18 protein-coding genes are annotated in these 16,409 nt (G+C 61.7%); 2 read left to right on the top strand and 16 right to left on the bottom strand.

What is annotated here, in order from left to right; translation table 11 throughout:
* Window positions 1–63: 63 nt before the first annotated feature.
* Window positions 64–213, bottom strand: coding sequence for an aldehyde dehydrogenase family protein (locus GPL81_RS12125; RefSeq protein WP_281355034.1), 150 nt, complete (start codon window positions 211–213; stop codon window positions 64–66).
* Between the two features lie 8 nt (window positions 214–221).
* Here GPL81_RS12125 and GPL81_RS12130 point away from each other — a divergent pair, with 8 nt between their 5' ends.
* Complete coding sequence (locus tag GPL81_RS12130) at window positions 222–1,280, top strand: HlyD family secretion protein (protein WP_160106897.1); 1,059 nt, start codon at window positions 222–224, stop codon at window positions 1,278–1,280.
* A 34-nt stretch (window positions 1,281–1,314) separates the two neighbouring features.
* On the top strand, window positions 1,315–2,343 hold the full coding sequence (locus GPL81_RS12135) for a DUF2955 domain-containing protein (protein ID WP_160107159.1): 1,029 nt from the start codon (window positions 1,315–1,317) through the stop codon (window positions 2,341–2,343).
* 109 nt (window positions 2,344–2,452) lie between these two features.
* Here the strand turns inward: GPL81_RS12135 and GPL81_RS12140 are convergent, their stop codons facing one another.
* The 15 genes from GPL81_RS12140 to GPL81_RS12210 form a co-directional block, all read right to left on the bottom strand.
* A complete protein-coding gene (locus GPL81_RS12140) occupies window positions 2,453–2,908 on the bottom strand; it encodes a YMGG-like glycine zipper-containing protein (protein WP_160106898.1) in 456 nt (151 codons plus the stop codon).
* Window positions 2,909–2,951: 43 nt separating this feature from the next.
* Entirely contained in the window at window positions 2,952–3,299 is a 348-nt protein-coding gene (locus GPL81_RS12145) for a Rieske (2Fe-2S) protein (protein WP_160106899.1), read from the bottom strand.
* Between the two features lie 2 nt (window positions 3,300–3,301).
* Entirely contained in the window at window positions 3,302–3,613 is a 312-nt protein-coding gene (locus GPL81_RS12150; protein ID WP_160106900.1) for a YciI family protein, read from the bottom strand.
* Window positions 3,614–3,615: 2 nt separating this feature from the next.
* On the bottom strand, window positions 3,616–4,488 hold the full coding sequence (locus GPL81_RS12155; RefSeq protein ID WP_160106901.1) for an intradiol ring-cleavage dioxygenase: 873 nt from the start codon (window positions 4,486–4,488) through the stop codon (window positions 3,616–3,618).
* A 25-nt stretch (window positions 4,489–4,513) separates the two neighbouring features.
* Window positions 4,514–5,581, bottom strand: coding sequence for a maleylacetate reductase (locus GPL81_RS12160; protein WP_160106902.1), 1,068 nt, complete (start codon window positions 5,579–5,581; stop codon window positions 4,514–4,516).
* Between the two features lie 8 nt (window positions 5,582–5,589).
* A complete protein-coding gene (locus GPL81_RS12165) occupies window positions 5,590–7,053 on the bottom strand; it encodes an aldehyde dehydrogenase family protein (RefSeq protein ID WP_096511628.1) in 1,464 nt (487 codons plus the stop codon).
* Between the two features lie 89 nt (window positions 7,054–7,142).
* A complete protein-coding gene (locus GPL81_RS12170) occupies window positions 7,143–8,162 on the bottom strand; it encodes a hydroxyquinol 1,2-dioxygenase (RefSeq protein WP_160106903.1) in 1,020 nt (339 codons plus the stop codon).
* Between the two features lie 48 nt (window positions 8,163–8,210).
* Window positions 8,211–8,705 carry a cupin domain-containing protein gene (locus tag GPL81_RS12175; RefSeq protein WP_160106904.1) on the bottom strand — a complete coding sequence of 165 codons (495 nt, stop codon included), beginning with the start codon at window positions 8,703–8,705 and terminating at the stop codon, window positions 8,211–8,213.
* Between the two features lie 254 nt (window positions 8,706–8,959).
* A complete protein-coding gene (locus GPL81_RS12180) occupies window positions 8,960–9,889 on the bottom strand; it encodes a LysR family transcriptional regulator (protein WP_160106905.1) in 930 nt (309 codons plus the stop codon).
* A 208-nt stretch (window positions 9,890–10,097) separates the two neighbouring features.
* Window positions 10,098–10,559 (bottom strand): nuclear transport factor 2 family protein, encoded by a 462-nt coding sequence (locus GPL81_RS12185; protein ID WP_160106906.1) that lies wholly within the window; start codon window positions 10,557–10,559, stop codon window positions 10,098–10,100.
* Between the two features lie 27 nt (window positions 10,560–10,586).
* Window positions 10,587–10,976: a c-type cytochrome gene (locus tag GPL81_RS12190; protein WP_160106907.1), complete on the bottom strand. Its 390-nt coding sequence runs from the start codon at window positions 10,974–10,976 to the stop codon at window positions 10,587–10,589.
* A gap of 63 nt (window positions 10,977–11,039) precedes the next feature.
* Complete coding sequence (locus GPL81_RS12195) at window positions 11,040–12,767, bottom strand: FAD-dependent oxidoreductase (RefSeq protein ID WP_160106908.1); 1,728 nt, start codon at window positions 12,765–12,767, stop codon at window positions 11,040–11,042.
* Between the two features lie 67 nt (window positions 12,768–12,834).
* Window positions 12,835–13,752, bottom strand: coding sequence for a transporter (locus GPL81_RS12200; RefSeq protein WP_246218920.1), 918 nt, complete (start codon window positions 13,750–13,752; stop codon window positions 12,835–12,837).
* A gap of 292 nt (window positions 13,753–14,044) precedes the next feature.
* The gene (locus tag GPL81_RS12205) at window positions 14,045–14,755 is read right to left on the bottom strand and encodes an NAD(P)H-dependent oxidoreductase (RefSeq protein ID WP_160106909.1); all 711 of its coding nucleotides are present in this window, start codon (window positions 14,753–14,755) and stop codon (window positions 14,045–14,047) included.
* A gap of 9 nt (window positions 14,756–14,764) precedes the next feature.
* A complete protein-coding gene (locus GPL81_RS12210; protein WP_160106910.1) occupies window positions 14,765–16,408 on the bottom strand; it encodes an ABC transporter ATP-binding protein in 1,644 nt (547 codons plus the stop codon).
* Window position 16,409: the final 1 nt, after the last annotated feature.

The raw sequence follows: 16,409 nt of genomic DNA on the forward strand, positions 1-16,409 counted from the left end.
CCCGCGAAAGCGACCCTCCCCCACCCACGGCGGCCCCCCCCGCGCCCGGCCACCGGAATGCCCCTAACCGGGCACCACGTTGACCACGCCTTTGGTCAAGCCTACTTCCGTCATCAGCTCGACAAGGCTCAAGGTCGTCAGCGGGGTGATTTCCGAATGCTTGATGACTATGGTGTTGCCCGCCGCCAGCGCAGCCTGCCGCCGACCCGACAAAAAAAGGCGTGAAAGGGGTGTTGCTGCTGATCGTCCTCAGCCTGACCTGGTATCTGCTGGCGGATCGTTTTACGCCCTACACGCAACAGGCGCGGGTTGGCGCCTTCGTGATTCCGGTGGCGGCGGAAGTCGCGGGCCGGGTAATCCGCGTCAACGTGCGCAACAATCAGGACGTCAAGGCCGGGGACGTCATCTTCGAGATCGACCCGCAGCCCTATCAAATAGCCGTCGACCGTGCGCGAGCGGACCTTGAGTCCACACGTCGGCAGGTCGGAGCCAGCACCGCCGGCATCGCTTCGGCGCAAGCCAACCTGCGGGCGGCACAGGCCAATGAGCTCAAGGCCCGCCAGGACAACAAGCGCCTTGAAGGCCTGTATCGCGAAGACCCCGGCACCATCTCCGTGCGCCTGCTGGAAGTGTCCCGCGCCAACCACGAAGCCGCCATCAGCCAGGTCGCCGCCGCCCGCGCCGAAGTGCAGCGCGCCCGTGAAACGGAAGGCGGCAGCGAGGATGACAACGCCAAACTGCGCAGCGCCGCCACCGCCTTGTCGAAGGCCGAGCTGGACCTGTCCAATACCCAGGTCCGGGCGCGCTCGGCCGGGCTGATCACCGACTTGCGCACCGATGTCGGCCAGTTCGCGGCCGCCGGCAATCCGGTCATGACCCTGATCGCGATCCATGACGTGTGGATCAGTGCCGACATGACCGAGAACAATCTCGGCCGGGTCAAAACCGGCACGCCAGTGTCGATCGTGCTCGATGCATTGCCCGGCGAAGTATTCGAGGGCCGCGTGCGCAGTCTCGGCTACGGGGTCAGCGTGGGCCAGCCGTCCGCCCCCGGCACCTTGCCCACGGTGCAGAACAGCCGCGATTGGCTGCGACCGGCCCAACGCTTCCCGGTGATCATCGAGTTTTCCGCCGAGTCACTGGCCATGATCAAGGACAACCGCTCCATTCGCGCCGGCGGCCAGGCCGAGGTGATGGCCTTTCCTTCCGAGGGCAATGTGCTCAATCCTTTGGGCCGGATCTTCCTCGGGCTGATGAGCTGGCTTTCCTATGCCTATTGAGAGCATGCCTACTGAAAGCATGCCTACCAAGAGCATGCGTACCGAGCGCTCGCCGCGGGTCCAGCGCGCCGCGCGTCTGGCCACCGGCACCGCGTTGTGCCTGGCCGCCAGCTATGGCCTGGCATTGCCGATTCCGTTTCTGGCCCCGGTGTTGTGCGCACTGTTGCTGGTGTCCCTCAACCGTCCGTTGTCGTTCAAGGCTGCCTTGGCGCTCGGTTTGGTGGCGATGCTGACCACTGGCATCGGCCTGTTGCTGATTCCTCTACTGCGCTACTTCGGGTTCAGCGGCGTGTTGCTGATCGGGCTTTGTCTGTTCGCGGTGTTTGGCTTTGGCTTGAGGGGCGGCAATGGCCTGATCGTCACCTTGCTGGTGATCGGCCTGACCATGATTTCGTCGGCGGGATTTGCCGACTTTGACTTGGCGCTGACGGTCATCACGGCGCTGGTCGCGGGCCTGCTGCTGGCAGTCATGGTCGGCGTGGTGAGTCACGGCTTGTTCCCCGAACCGGCCAATGCCCCCGCTCCACCCGCCGCCCCGGCCTTGCCAGAGAACGAAGTCCATCGGGTGGCGTTGCGTGCGACTTTGATCGTGATCCCGGCATTTCTGCTGGCGCTGATCGACCCGGCCAGCTATCTGCCCATCGTGCTCAAGGCGGTCAATCTGGGGCAGCAGAGCTCCACCACCTCGGCCCGCAACGCCGGCCGCGAACTGCTGGGATCGACGCTGCTCGGCGGTCTGTTGGCGATCCTGTTCTGGAGTGCGCTCAGCCTGTTCGTGCACCTGTGGATGTACTTCCTGTGGATGCTGCTGTTCGGCCTGATCCTGGCGCGCAAGCTCTACGGCCTCAGCCCCGGCCGCTGGAGCCCCGGCTTCTGGATGAACACCCTGATCACCCTGATCATCCTATTGGGCCAGTCGGTGCAGGACAGCGCGGCGGGCAAGGACGTCTACACCGCGTTTGCGGTGCGCATGGGGTTGTTTATCGCGGTGACGCTGTATGCCTGCCTGATGGTTCATCTGCTCGATCAGCGACCAGACCAGAAGCCGTACCCTCTCCTGTAGGAGCGAACCTGCTCGCGAAAAACGTCCAGGCAACGCGGGCATTCAGACAGCCCGCGTTATCGTTGACGACCATCGCGAGCGGGCTCGCTCCTACAGGGGATGTGTGTTGTCAGGGATTGACCTGGTAGCCCTTGCCCTGCAGGCAACTGGTATAGGCCGTCGAGGTGGTGGACGCAGCGGTTTTGTTTTGCGCCCGGCGTTCCTGGCGCTGGCGTGCGCCACCCACCACCGCGCCCGCCGCCGCGGTCTGCTTGGCCTGGTTTTGCCGGTAATCCTGCTTGGTGTCGTCATCGACGCGATCATAGAACTCGTCATGCTGACGGCCGCGCACTTGCGCACCGGCGGCACCGGCGGCGGCCCCAACGGCGGCGCCTTTCATCCGACCGCCGGACGGCGTGGTCGTGGTAGACGACGCCTGGCTGGCGGCAATGTTGTGGCAATCGGTGATGTCCAGTTGAGTCTGTTGCGAACTCTGGCCTTTCATCGGCACCACGGTTTCGGCCCAGCCCTGGGCACTGAAAACCGCCAATGCGACGCACAGGCTGACGGGTGACAACCTTTTCATGATGATCTCCGTATGGGCGTGGTTCACCCCCAAGGATTGTAGATCACCGTTCCTCACCCGCCTCCATGACCAGGCTGTTTTCCACCCGGCGAACCGTCACGGCCTCCAGTTGCGCCCCCTTGCAAGGGCCGTCGATGCAATGCCCGTCTTCGAAACGAAACATTGCACTGTGATGCGCGCACATCAGCACCTTGGCGCGATAGGTGCAGAACTCCTGCGGGCGATAGTCCAGCGGTACCGAGAAATGCGGGCAGCGATTGACGTAGACCCACACCTGCTCGCCCCGGCGCACGGCAATCAGCCCGGCGGGATGCAGTTGTCGGTGCTGGGGCAGGCCCAGGGCACCGCCGTCGGTGATGTCGTCGAGTTGGCACAACGTGATAAGGGTCATGGTCAGCCACGCATTTCCGGGTTGCCGAGACTCCAGTGCCAAGGGCGGATCTGGAGACTCGCAAACAGCCCGGCCTGCACATAAGGGTCGTCGCGCATAAACGCTTCCACCTCCGGCAGGCTGCCCGCCTCGATCACCAGCAACGTGCCATTCATCGCCGCGCCGGCGTCATCCAGGGTCGGACCACCGAGCCGCACAACGACCCGGTGCGTCTCGCTCGCCCGCAAATGGGCCTGGTGACTGGGCCGCAGACGCTGACGCAGGGCCAGCGAACCCGGACGGTCAGTGGCGAACACCGCAAAGAACTGGCCCATATTCACACCGCTTCCATGACGAATTCGTAACACGCCCGCTTGAACGGCACCTGGATATCGAGCTGTTCGGACAGGTCATCGTGGGTGAGCCGGTCTTCATAGATGACCTGCAGCGACTGCTTGACGCCAAACACCGCATCAGACTCCAGGTACGGATCATCGCGATTGAACAGGTGGGTCACCAGTTTGCGATACCCCGGCACCTCGATCATGAAATGCAGGTGCGCCGGCCGCCACGGGTGGCGATTGGCGGCCTCCAGCATGCGCCCCACCGGACCGTCGGTGGGAATCGGGTAACACACCGGGACGATCGTGCGAATCGCAAAGTAGCCATCGGCATTGGTGCGGTAGCGACCGCGCAGATTGCCGAACGGTTGTGCGCTGTCCTGGCCCGAGTACATGCCGTTTTCCGCCGTTTGCCAGACGTCCAGCACTGCACCGGCCAGGGGATTGCCCCGGGTGTCGACCACACGCCCGCGCACCAGGGCCGGCTCGCCCGGGGTGAACGCCATGTTTTCGCCGAATTCGCGCTCAGGCATGCCTTCGATGTAGAACGGCCCGAACACGGTGGTCTCGGTGGCGTTGGCACTGTGTCGATGGTTGATCGCGTCGACCAGCATCGACACGCCGAGAGTGTCCGACAGCAGAATGAATTCCTGGCGCACCAGGCCATCGCACTTGTGGCCGGTGTCGGTGAGAAAACCAATGCCTTCAAACCATTCCTGTTCGGTCAGTTCGACGTCACTGACAAACGCATGCAGGTGACGCACCAGGCTTTGCATGATCTGCTTGTAACGCGCATTCGGCGCATCATTGAAACTGTTCACCGCTTTTTCGGAGATCAGTGATTCGAAAATTCTGTCTTGATCGGTCATTGTTGTCATTCCGACGAGGATGAGTTCAGGCCGGCGCCAGGCCTTGCAGGGCGCGGGTCAACAACGCTTCAATCGGGCCCTGTTCGAAGGGCCGTGGATTGTAGTAAGGGCTGGCACAGGCGATTTGCGCGGCTTCGGCCGGACCGCTTTCTGGCAGGCCGATGTCCGCCAGCGCCAGTGGTATGCCCAGTTTCTGGTTCAAGGCATACAAAAGAGCACCCACCTCCTGCGCGTCTTCGCCCCCCAAGGCTCGCGCGGCCCGTTGCAACGGCCCGGCCGCCGCTTCACGGTTGTAATGCGCGGCGTGGGGCAGAACGATGGCGTGCGCCTGGGCGTGGGGCAGATTGAAGGTCCCGCCCAAGGTGTGGCAAAGCTTGTGGTGCAAGGCCATGCCAACCGACCCCAGGCAGATGCCCGCCAGCCACGCGCCGTACAACGCCTGGCTACGGGCATCCGGATCGTTGGGGTCATTGACCACGCCCGGCAACGCTTGCGCCAGCGAGCGAATCGATTCTTCGGCCATGAAGCCGATGATCGGGTTGGCGTCCTGGGCGTACAGCGCTTCAACTGCGTGAGCCATGGCATTCATGCCGGAGCAGGCCGAGATCTGCACTGGCAGGGTCAGGGTCAATTGCGGGTCATAGATCACGGTCTTGGGCAACACCCTGGGATCGCGCCCGGTTTTTTTCAGGCGGTTTTCGGTCAACCCGTAGATCGGGGTCATCTCCGAACCGGCATAGGTCGTCGGCACCGCCACGATCGGCAGCCCGGAATCCATGGCAATCGCCTTGCCCAGGCCGATGGTCGAACCACCGCCGATGGCCACGCAGCAATCGGCCTCCAGGCGCGCAGCTTCGACCCGCGCCGCCTGCGCCACTTCCAACGGAACGTGCATCACGGCATGCGGGTAAACACCCGCCGCACGGTCACCGAGCAGCGCCGCGACCTGTTCACCGAGCCCGTGCTGTTCCGGCGTGGTGAGGATCAACGCACGCCGGGCGCCCAGCCGTTCGATCTCTTCAGCCAGCGCCGAGAGCTTGCCCCAGCCGAACACCACACGGGTCGGCAGGCTTTGGTAAATGAAAGGATTCATGACTGGCCTCAGCGCGAGTAGTAAGGGGCGATGTTGGCGTCGACGTTGACCCACACCGAGCGGGCCTCGGTGTAATCGTGGATCGCTTCGAAGCCCATTTCACGGCCATAACCCGACTGGCCGACACCGCCAAACGGACTGCCGGGGCTGACGCGTTTGTAGCAGTTGATCCAGCACATGCCGGCGTGAATGGCATTGGCCATTTTGTGCGCGCGGGACAGGTTCTGCGTCCACAGGCCGCTGCCCAGTCCGTATTCGGTGCTGTTGGCGATGGCCAGGGCTTCTTCATCGGTGCTGAAACGCACCACAGTGACGAACGGACCGAAGACTTCTTCCTGGCACACCCGATCATCGGGCCTGGCCTCGACCACCGTGGGTTCGATGTAAAAGCCGTTGGCCAGCGCTTTGTCGTCCGGCGCTTTGCCGCCGGCGAGGACTTTGCCGCCCTGCTCGATGGCGATATCGATGTAGCTCATGACACGGTCGCGGTGCAGCGCCGAGGTCAGCGGGCCCATTTCGGTCTCGGGGTCCATCGGATCGCCCAGGCGAATGGACTTGGCCAAGGCGATGAAGCGCTCGAGGAACCGGTCGGCGATGTCTTTGTGCAAAATCAAGCGTGAACCGGCGATGCAGGCTTGCCCCTGATTGTGGAAGATCGCCCAGGCCGCGCCGTTGACGGCGGCTTCCAGATTGGCATCTTCAAACACGATATTGGCGCCCTTGCCGCCCAGCTCCAGTTGAATACGCTTGAGGTTGCTGGAGGACGCTTGAACAATCCGGCGCCCGGTTGCCGTTGACCCGGTGAAGGCAATCTTGCCCACGTCGAGGTGCTCCGCCAGCGCCTGGCCGGCGGTATGGCCATAACCGGGCACCACGTTGACCACGCCTTTGGGGAAGCCGACTTCCGTCATCAGCTCGACAATGCGCAAGGTCGTCAGCGGGGTGATTTCCGAAGGCTTGATGACGATGGTGTTGCCCGCCGCCAGTGCCGGGCCCATTTTCCAGCTGGTGAACATCAGCGGGAAGTTCCAGGGAACGATTTGCCCGACGACGCCGATGGGTTTGCGCTGCACGTAATTAAGAAACCCGGCTTCGACCGGAATCACCGAACCTTCGATCTTGTCGGCCATCCCGCCGAAATAGCGGAAGCAAGCGGCCGTGCGCGGCACGTCCAGGCCACGGGAATCACGGATCGGGTGCCCGGTGTTCAGGGATTCGAGTTGCGCCAGTTCCTCACTGCACGCCTCGATCTTGTCCGCCAGCTTGAGCAACAGGCGCCCCCGCTCGGCAGCGCCCAGGGCCGCCCAGGCCGGGAAGGCGCGCTTGGCGGCGGCCACCGCCAGATCGATGTCCGCCGCTTCGGCGGCGGCGATGCGGGTAATCAAGGAGCCGTCATGGGGCGAGACGACGTCGATGGTGCCACCGGCGACTGCATCGACGAATTGGCCATCGATATAGAGCTGATTTTGCATAAAATTTTCCTCGCACCGCGCCTGTGGCGCAGTGTTGACGATTTGATTCGAGTGCCTCGCCCGACGTGTGCCGGGCCAGGCGCCAGGGATTAGAACTCGATGGGATACGGCTTGAGCTCGCCGCTTTCGTAGCGTTGCGGCAGGTTCGGCGTGGCGTTTTCCCAGACCATGAGCATCGAGCGCTTGGTGGAATAGCCCTGATGGCGAATGTCGGCGGGCATGGCGCAAATATCACCGGCGCGCATGGTGATGCGAGCGCGGGGGTTGCCGTCGTCCTTGTCGCCGACATCCCAGATGATCTCGTCGGACAGCTGCAAGAACCACTCGACCCGGTCATTGCCATGGAACACTGGCAAGATGAATTCTTCAGTGGTCGGACAGAACAGGCTGGCCTTGCACACCGAGGTCACCGAAGGGTTCCAGGTCACGTCGGAGCGCGACAGATACTTGAACAGGTTGAAGGCATGCAATTCGCCTTCGAAACCTTCTGCCCCGTGGACTTCAGGCTCATCCTGGGGAACGTCGATGAACTGGCGATTGACCGGCAGATCGTTGCGCAGCGGCGAGTCATCCGGCAGACCCGGCATACGCTTGGTGGCGATGCGGAAGCGTTCGATGGCCTCGATGTTGTCGCCGTTCTTGCGACCGAAGGCCGAACCGGTTTCTTCCGGTGCCGCGAACGGGTCGAAGGTGGCATTGGTCCAGTCACGCAGGATGGCCTTGAAGGTGGCCATGATCAGCGGCGTTTCAAAGTTTTCGGTGTAGTTGACCCCGGCCGCCTTGAGCGTGCCGTTGAAGGTGCCGGCGTACAGGTCGACCTTGCCGTAGTAGTTACGGGTGCCGATGACGTGGTCGAAATTGACCCAACCGTAGAAAAAGCCCCAGGCCACATCGCGCATCAGGGCGCGCAGAAAGGCATCCACCGGTATCAGGTGCGAGCGGGTCTGGCCTTTGGCCGGCCAGGTGATGCGGGCGAAATACTCGTCGCGCGACAGTTCGAAGGCGCCAAGGTTGAATGAGCGGTAGCCGGTAATGGCGTGGGGAGCGCTGGCCCGGACTTCATCGTCGGCAAAGTGGGCGGTTTGGGCAGCGGTTTCAAGCATGGCCATGGCGGGATTCCTCTTGTAGTTGTGGGTTGGACGGTCGGGCTGGACAAATCATTTGAAGCAGATGTCTGCCCACTTCTCGACCGACAACGGCCCCTTGATCGTCTGCTGCAGGATCACGCCCGGCCGGCCGGCTTCGAATCGATAGGCGCTGCCGACCGGCAACAGGCATTGATGGCCGCGCTTGAGCAGCACATAGCCCATCGGTTTGCCGGCCGGCACGTCACCGGCCAGCCGGGTGCCTTCGCCGTCGGTCAAAGGCGCATCGAGCTTGAGGAAATCCACCCGTACCTCACCGTCCATGACGATGGCGAATTCATCGTGCGCCGCCGTGTACCAGGGCGATTGCCCTTCGGCGCGCAAGGTTTCCACGACGTAGCCCAGATTCAGGCCGACCACGACTTTTTCATAAGGAAGGGATTTTTGTGCCACTTCGAAGATGTTCGAAAAGGCGTAATGACTGGCCTGGCCGCTGACGATTTCAACCGAGCCTTTGCTGTAATTTTCCAGCGAGCCGAAGACTGTTTCGATTGCCGCGCTACTCATGGAATTCACCGTTTTGTTGTTGTAGTAACCGTGAACCAACAGTACGACTGACCCCATTCGGGAACAATTAGAGAGTCAACGACAACAGTGTTCGCGAAACGCAAACACTGCGGTACTTAACTGTTGCCCCGTTCCACTGTGGGAGCGAGCCTGCTCGCGAAGGACGTCAACGAAAACGCGACCTGCCTGAATAACCGCATTGTTCAGGCGTTTTTCGCGAGCAGGCTCGCTCCCACAACTGGATCGCCGTCCTCTCAGCGCACCCAGCCACGCGCCAGCAACGGCTTGTCCCAGCAGGGATCGTCACCGAAATTTTCCACCAGGAAATCGATCAACGTGCGCACTTTCAAAGCCCGGCGCTGGGTAGCGGGATACACCGCGGAGAAATTGAAGGACGACAATGCGTAATCGGGCAGTACCGGAATCAGACGGCCGTTAAGCAGGTCTTCGCTGGCCACCAGTGTCGGCAGACAGACAATGCAAACCCCGGTGGATGCGTAATCACGCAACAAATGCACAGAGTTCGAGCGGACCTGACCCGGCAGACTCAGCTCCACTTGCTCGTCCTTTCCGGTGAAGATCCAGCGGTTGCGCGACGGATAGCCCTCATACAGGGCAATCTTGTGTTGCAGCAATTGCTGGGGGTGCGTGGGCACGCCGAACGCTTCGGCATATTCAGGGGACATGCAGAATAAGCGGCGAACACTGAACAGTTTGCGTTCGATCAGGGTTTCCGCCATGGGCGGGAACATCTGGAACGCGACATCGAAGCCTTCTTCGATCGGGTCCACCACCCGGTCATTGACGATGACGTCAACCTCGATGTCCGGGTACAACCGCGTGAACTCGGCCAGCATCCTGCCGAAGTGGCCGATGGCAAACCCCGGCAGCATCTGGATGCGCAACTTGCCAGTGGGCTTGGCGCGCAGTTCACGCATGTGTTCGGTCAGCGAGTTGAAGCTCGCGACCATGTCCGCGCATTCCTTGTAGTAGGTCTCCCCCACCTCGGAGAGCCGCACATGCCGCGTACTGCGGTGGAACAACGGCGCATTGATGAACTGCTCCAACTGCTGGATGCGGTGGGTGATCACCGAGCGGGTCACCCCCAGTTGCTGGGCCGCCTTGGCGAAGTTGCCGGTTTCGGCCACCCGCACAAAGGCTTCGACACTGAGTAAACGATCCATGGGGCAGGTACTCTGGATGTTCTTGCTCTCATATGAACAACGAGATTAGCCGCTACTGCCCCAAGGTGAATGCTTTTCCCTGTAGGAGCGAGCCTGCTCGCGAAAAACGCCCAGACAACGCGGTCATCCAGACAGGTCGCGTTATCGTTGACGTCCATCGCGAGCAGGCTCGCTCCTACAGGTATGTGTGTCCGTTGAACACAGCCATTCAGCGATTTAGCCAAGGGTAGCGTGCGGTGTCCTGGCTGCCATAGTCGGGGTCCAGATAAATAAAGCAGCGCTGGATCTTGAAGTCGCGTATCTCGAACACGTCGGCCCAGTAGCCTGCGCCCGCCGCCGTCGGCACGCCGGCGCGCCAGGGTCCATCGACGTGCTCGCCGAAACTGGTGCCCTCACAGACCAGCGTATCGGTGCCGGTGAGTATCCAGTTGAAGTGCGCATAGTCGTGGGTGATCGACTTCAAGCGGCTGCCCAGGTCACCGAACATCTGGCCGATCTGCTCGCGGCCGGTCGCCAGGCCCCATTTCGGGAACAGAACCTGGGCGTCTTCGGCGAACAGTTCGAGAATGCTGCCGCCGGTGGAGGTCACACCGCCGTTGTCGAAGGCCTTGAGGTATTCCAGGGCGACTGATTTACGTTGTTCGTCGGTCATTGTCAGGGTGCTGATCATGGCTGTCTCCGATTCGTTATAGGTCTGTCAGTGCAGCGATTTGATGTAGGTGATGATCTTCTGGCGTTTGGCCGCGTCGTCCTGGGAATAAACCATGGCGCTGCCCGGCGCGACGGTCTGGGCATCGGTCAGCCAGGCATCGAGCATTTGTTCGTCCCAGACCTTGCCGTCCATGGCTTTGCGGTAGCCATCGCTGTAGGTGAAGTTGCTCTCGCTGGCGGCCTTGCGACCGATCAGCCCGAACAGGTTGGGCCCCTGCCCCGGCGGCCCGCCCTTGTCGAAGGTGTGACAGACCGAACAATGGTTGGTCGCCATTTTTTGCGCGATTTCCAGCTCGTCGGCCTGAGCGCTGCCCGCCAGACCAATGCTTGCCGTCAGCAGTAACAGTGCCGCGGTGCGTGGGATGAAGTGGTTCATGGTCTGGTTCTCATGCAATTACGGGTTACCCGCAGCCACGGGTGATCGCGGCTGCGGCCAGGTTCAGCTGCGCACCGGTTCCTTATGCGCCTGATTCGCCGCCCGATAGGCAAAGGCGATGATCGGGCCGAGGGTCGAACCACCGGCCCAATAGGCGCGGCCGGACGCCGAAGCCACGCAGTTGCCGACGCCGTACAGGCCGGGAATCGGCGCATTGGCGTTGTTCAGCACCTGGCCGTAGGAGTTGGTTTTCGGCCCGCCCTTGGTGTCGAGGTTGCCGCCGGTGATCAATGCTGCGTAGTACGGGCCTTTCGCGGCCAGCGGGTACATTGTCAGGTTGCCGGTGCGGCCAGTTTTGACGGGACCGGTGAACACGCCCTGAATCACCAGCTCGCCGCGTTGGAAGTCCACATCCTTGCCCTTCTTCGCCAGCTCGTTGAAGCGCTTGAGCGTGGCCTTCAGGTTCAGGTTGAAATCCGGGCTGAGCTTCATGCCACCGATGTCGGCGGCATGTTTGTCGAGCCGCTCGGCAATGTTCTTCGCCAACTCTTCCAGGGTTTCGCCACGGACCACATGGCGATCGTTGCCGCCCTTGGGCACGATGGGCGAGCCGTATTCGTCGCTGAAGCAGTTGTCCTGAGCCTGCTGGTCCCAGATCGAAAACATCACCAGGTTCGGATATTCGGCTTTGTCGCCATCCCACTGGAAGAAGGTCGGGACCATTTCGTTGTAGACGGTTTTTTCGTTGACGACGCGCTTGCCGTACTTGTTCACCATCAGCATCGAATCGCCGGTCATGGTGAAAATGCCGGACATCGATCCGTCCTTGGCCAGGGCTTTCTCCAACAGGATCGGGCACGACCACGCGTAGTTCATGTTGCGCAACTGAACCCCCAGGTCACTGGAAATACGGATGAAATCGCCTTCATTGGTCAGGGCTGCGCAACCGCCGTAGACCGGGGCGTTGAGGAAGTTGCGACGCAGCTCCGGATCGTGGGTGAAACCACCCGTGGCGAAGATCACCGCCTTGCGTGCCCTGACCCGCTCACGGGTGCCCTCTTCGTTCTCGACCTCGACACCGACCGCTTCGCCCTTGTCGTTCTGGATGACCTTGACCACACGCTCGCCGGTACGGATCTGGATGCCGTCACGCTTGGCGGCCGCGGTCAGCGTGCGAATCGCCACGCGACCACCGTCGGACATGCTCGGCCGGGCGTCCTTGGGCAGCAGCACGCGACCTTTCTTGGCCTTGTCTTCGGGCAGTTCGTACCAGTAGTCCGGCACGTCCGGGCAGTGACGGTAAGGCAGCGCATCGCGCTCGGCCAAGAGTTCGGCGGCAGGCGATGCGCTGTCGTAGATGGCTTCGCACATTTCGTATTCCCAATCCGACAGACCGAGTTTGGGCAACGAGGCATCGTAGGATTGCGGGCGTGTCAGGCGGGCCACATAGCGCATGTAGTCGGCCTTGTCATCGACGATGCCGGCGTCACGCATCGGCTTGTTGTTCGGCACCCAATACCAGAACGCCGCCTTGGCCGCGGTGCCGCCAGGGCTCCCGGCTTTTTCCAGGATCACAACATCGTTGCCCAGCCAACGGGCGAACAAGGCGGTCGGCAAACCACTGCCGCCACCGCCGACGACGACAATGTCGTGCTCTTTGTCGAACGGCAGCTCGTCGCTGGCCATTGCCCGTCCAGCCACGCCCGACAGCGCGGCAACAGCCGTACCGGCAGCGCCGGCCTTGATAAAGCTGCGGCGTGACAGGGCAAGTTTGTCGTTTTCTTCATTCATTTTTTATTCTCCGGAACGGGTAGCGGCCACACGGGTAAATCACAAGGCACAGGCAGGGGTCGATCACTCACCAGTAGTGCCAGAACTGCACAAACAAGCCGTCCGTGACCGTGGTGTTGCGCCCTTCCACGCCTTTGGAATAGTGGATGGACACCTGGTCCCACATTTTTTGGTTGAACACTTTCTGCACGCCGGGCTTGAGCTGGAACAGCACACCGGCGCCCAGCGCGGTTTCGTTGGACTCAGAGAATTCGACGGTGTTGTTGTCGCGATCCTTGGTGCTGAAGGTCTTCTGGTAGTCAGCACTGACGAAGGGTGTGATCTGGTACGTCGGGCGATCGACGACGTTGTAGCCCACGCGCAGGTTGGCGTGGCCCGTGTCGCCGGGATCGGTGTGGTGCGGGCCTTCGCCGCGAATGATCGCGCCGACCAGCAGGTCGATGTTCACCTTGCCCAGCCATTCGTTGTAGAACAGCGAAGGCCACAGGGCGTAGGTGTCGCTGCTGACCGAGTCCGCACCGGTCGGCAGTTGCACGTAGGCCTGCATGCCGATGGTGCGCAGCGGGGTCGGGTTGTACCAGACCAAACCGCCGACCAGTGGATCGCCAAGGCCGCTGACCCGCGTACCATTGCCGCGAACCGCAATCTCCGGGAGGGTGACACTGGCGATGAAACCGGTATTGGGCAGCCCGTCCATCTTCCAGTAATGCAGTAATGAGGTCAGGCCAACCCAGGTTTCGGTGCCAGGGCCGGCGACCTTGTTGCCGTGATCGTCGAAGCGCTGGCGGTCGTTGTTGTATTCAAACTCCTGACCCACCGAGTTGTAAGGCTCGGTGAAGTCCGAACTGAACTGGAAGCTTTGCGGCCGGTTGCTGGCATAGGGAATGCCCGACGCCTGCGCCTCGCCGGCTGGATACAGGGCAGCACCGAGGGCACACAGACCCAGACCTGCCACATTCATCGCGAGACTGAATCCAGCTCTCATCGAAATACTCCGGATATTGTTATTGTTTTGGGTGCTCGATGGTCGACAGTGCCATCGGGCTACGGGCGAACGATAAGGCGCGCCCTGACAGCCAACAATTCCAATCTCGGCGACTTCAGTGTTTGTGGATTCAGAACAATGGGGGCGGAATTTGCGACGGTGTACGCGCAGGCAATGATCAAAAACTGTAGGAGCGAGCCTGCTCGCGATAGCGGTAGAACAGGCGATGGAGATGTTGAGGCTACTGGCCTCATCGCGAGCAGGCTCGCTCCTACAGGGTTTGTGGTGTTAATCAGGCCTTGGTGGTCAGTGGGTAGAGCAGCTCGTCGAACTGCGAAAGCTTCGGAAACTCCAGAGGCTGATCATCACTCAGGTGTTGCAGGCGCAGGGCGTAGTCCTTGAGGAATTGCTGGCGCGCTTCATCGCTGATGTAAGGCACATGCCAGGCCACGAACGGCTCCAGCACGTCGAAACCGACATACGCCAATGTCCCGCGCAGGATCGGCCGCAGCATGTCTTGCAACGGACCATGGATCGCATCCTCGCCGAACATGTGCTCACGCCCGCCCAGGGTCACGGTTACCAACGCTTTCTTGCCCGCGAGCCCGCCCTGATCGTAGAAGCGCTTGCCGCCATAGCAGATGCCCGACACCAGCACCCGGTCGATCCAGCCCTTGAGCATGGCCGGTGCGGAGAACCAGAAGATCGGGAAGTTGAGGATCAGCAGATCAGCCCACAGCAGCTTGTCCAGTTCCGCCTGGATATCCGCCGCCAGCGATTGGCTTTTCACCCCAAGGCGTTGCTCCAGCGCATACACCAGGTATTCGGGGTTTTCCCGGGAAGAGAAGTCGGCATCGCTGGCCACCGGGTTCCAATTCATCTTGTACAGGTCGCTGACCTGCACTTCGTGGCCCTGGGCTTCGAGGGTCGCCACGGCCTGGTCACGCAGGGCTGCGGTGAAGGATTTCGGCTCGGGATGAGCGTGAACGATCAGTACTTTCATGGTGGTTCCTTAGACTTTTTCCAGCGTAGGGTTTGAATTCGAAGCACGGCTGGCCAGCAGGCGGTCGAGCCAGTCGGGGTCCATCTGTGGTTCCGAAGAGAACAGCAGCCCGGTGTAATCCTGGTGTGGCGGGGTGAATATTGCACTGCGCGAACCGTGGTCCACCACCCTGCCCCGTTGCATCACCAGCACCTCATCGGCAATCGCGCGCACGGTGGCGACATCGTGGGTGATGAACAGGTAAGCGACACCCAGCTGTTGCTGAATTCGATTGAGCAGCTTCAATACGCCTTCGGCCACCAGTTGATCAAGGGCCGAGGTGACTTCGTCACAGATGATCAACTGCGGATCGGCCGCCAGTGCCCGGGCGATGCAGATCCGCTGTTTCTGCCCACCGGACAGTTCGCGGGGCTGGCGCTCCATGAAGGTCGCGGGGTCCAGTTCGATCATCTCCAGCAGCTCGGCCACCCGTGCACGCATCGCCTTGCCCTTGAGACCCAGATAGAACGTCAGCGGCCGGCCGATGATGTCGACAATGCGCTGGCGTGGATTGAGGGCCGTATCGGGGATCTGGTAGATCATCTGGATGCGCCGCAATTGTTCCTTGCTACGCTGACGGAAGTCCGCTGGCAGCGGCTTTCCGTCGTACAGCACTTCGCCGTAAGTCGGCGGCAGCAAACCGGTGATCAGCCGTGCCGTGGAGCTCTTGCCGCTGCCGGACTCGCCGATCACCGCCAGGGTTTGACCCTTGTAGAGCTTCAATGAAACGTCATGCAGCACCGGTTGATGACCGTAGCTGGCGCAGCTGTTGCGCAATTCCAGCAAAGGCTTTTCTTCGTGCGGACAAGCCTTGGGTTCGGTGCGGAAACTGCGCACCGCCCACAACGACTTGGTGTACTCCTCCTGCGGATCGCCAAGCATCTGACGGGTCTCGGCCTCTTCCACCAGTTTGCCGTGACGCAGCACCATGATCCGGTCGGCCATTTGCGCCACCACCGCCAGGTCGTGGCTGATGTAGATTGCCGCGCTGCCGTAGGTCTTCACGGCATCACGAATGGCCGCCAGCACTTCAATCTGGGTGGTCACGTCCAGCGCAGTGGTGGGTTCGTCGAAGATGATCAGGTCCGGGTGACAGGCCATGGCCATGGCGGTCATGACCCGCTGTAACTGGCCGCCGGAGACTTGGTGCGGATAGCGCTGGCCAATCTTCTCGGGATTGGGCAGGTGGAGCACGCGGTACAGTTCCACCGCTTCGCTCATGGCCTGTTCGCGGCTCATGCCGCCGTTCTTCACCGCCGTTTCCACGTGCTGATCGATCAAGCGATGGGCCGGGTTGAACGAAGCTGCCGCACTTTGCGCGACGTAGGCAATGCGCAGACCGCGCAACTTGCGCAGGGCTTCCGGCTTGGCCTTGAGCAGGTCGATGCCGTCGAAGTGCACCGAGCCGCCGGTGATCCGGCAGCCGTCGCGGGTATAGCCCATGGCCGACAGGCCGAGGGTGGATTTGCCCGCCCCCGACTCACCGATCAGCCCTAGTACTTCACCGCGTTGCAGGGTCAGGTCGATGCCCCTGATCAGTGGATGCCAGGCATCTTCGTAATGGCCTTCAATGTACAGGTCGCGGATTTCCAGCAAAGGTTTGGAGGTCGTCATG

This window comes from Pseudomonas izuensis (genome assembly GCF_009861505.1).
GTDB lineage: Bacteria > Pseudomonadota > Gammaproteobacteria > Pseudomonadales > Pseudomonadaceae > Aquipseudomonas > Aquipseudomonas izuensis.

What these genes read in the sequence shown, in the direction of transcription:
- GPL81_RS12135 (WP_160107159.1), top strand. Translation starts at nt 1,315, where the DNA reads ATGCGTACCGAGCGCTCGCCGCGGGTCCAGCGCGCCGCGCGTCTGGCC.
- GPL81_RS12140 (WP_160106898.1), bottom strand. Translation starts at nt 2,908, where the DNA reads ATGAAAAGGTTGTCACCCGTCAGCCTGTGCGTCGCATTGGCGGTTTTC.
- GPL81_RS12145 (WP_160106899.1), bottom strand. Translation starts at nt 3,299, where the DNA reads ATGACCCTTATCACGTTGTGCCAACTCGACGACATCACCGACGGCGGT.
- GPL81_RS12150 (WP_160106900.1), bottom strand. Translation starts at nt 3,613, where the DNA reads ATGGGCCAGTTCTTTGCGGTGTTCGCCACTGACCGTCCGGGTTCGCTG.
- GPL81_RS12155 (WP_160106901.1), bottom strand. Translation starts at nt 4,488, where the DNA reads ATGACCGATCAAGACAGAATTTTCGAATCACTGATCTCCGAAAAAGCG.
- GPL81_RS12160 (WP_160106902.1), bottom strand. Translation starts at nt 5,581, where the DNA reads ATGAATCCTTTCATTTACCAAAGCCTGCCGACCCGTGTGGTGTTCGGC.
- GPL81_RS12165 (WP_096511628.1), bottom strand. Translation starts at nt 7,053, where the DNA reads ATGCAAAATCAGCTCTATATCGATGGCCAATTCGTCGATGCAGTCGCC.
- GPL81_RS12170 (WP_160106903.1), bottom strand. Translation starts at nt 8,162, where the DNA reads ATGGCCATGCTTGAAACCGCTGCCCAAACCGCCCACTTTGCCGACGAT.
- GPL81_RS12175 (WP_160106904.1), bottom strand. Translation starts at nt 8,705, where the DNA reads ATGAGTAGCGCGGCAATCGAAACAGTCTTCGGCTCGCTGGAAAATTAC.
- GPL81_RS12180 (WP_160106905.1), bottom strand. Translation starts at nt 9,889, where the DNA reads ATGGATCGTTTACTCAGTGTCGAAGCCTTTGTGCGGGTGGCCGAAACC.
- GPL81_RS12185 (WP_160106906.1), bottom strand. Translation starts at nt 10,559, where the DNA reads ATGATCAGCACCCTGACAATGACCGACGAACAACGTAAATCAGTCGCC.
- GPL81_RS12190 (WP_160106907.1), bottom strand. Translation starts at nt 10,976, where the DNA reads ATGAACCACTTCATCCCACGCACCGCGGCACTGTTACTGCTGACGGCA.
- GPL81_RS12195 (WP_160106908.1), bottom strand. Translation starts at nt 12,767, where the DNA reads ATGAATGAAGAAAACGACAAACTTGCCCTGTCACGCCGCAGCTTTATC.
- GPL81_RS12200 (WP_246218920.1), bottom strand. Translation starts at nt 13,752, where the DNA reads ATGAGAGCTGGATTCAGTCTCGCGATGAATGTGGCAGGTCTGGGTCTG.
- GPL81_RS12205 (WP_160106909.1), bottom strand. Translation starts at nt 14,755, where the DNA reads ATGAAAGTACTGATCGTTCACGCTCATCCCGAGCCGAAATCCTTCACC.
- GPL81_RS12210 (WP_160106910.1), bottom strand. Translation starts at nt 16,408, where the DNA reads ATGACGACCTCCAAACCTTTGCTGGAAATCCGCGACCTGTACATTGAA.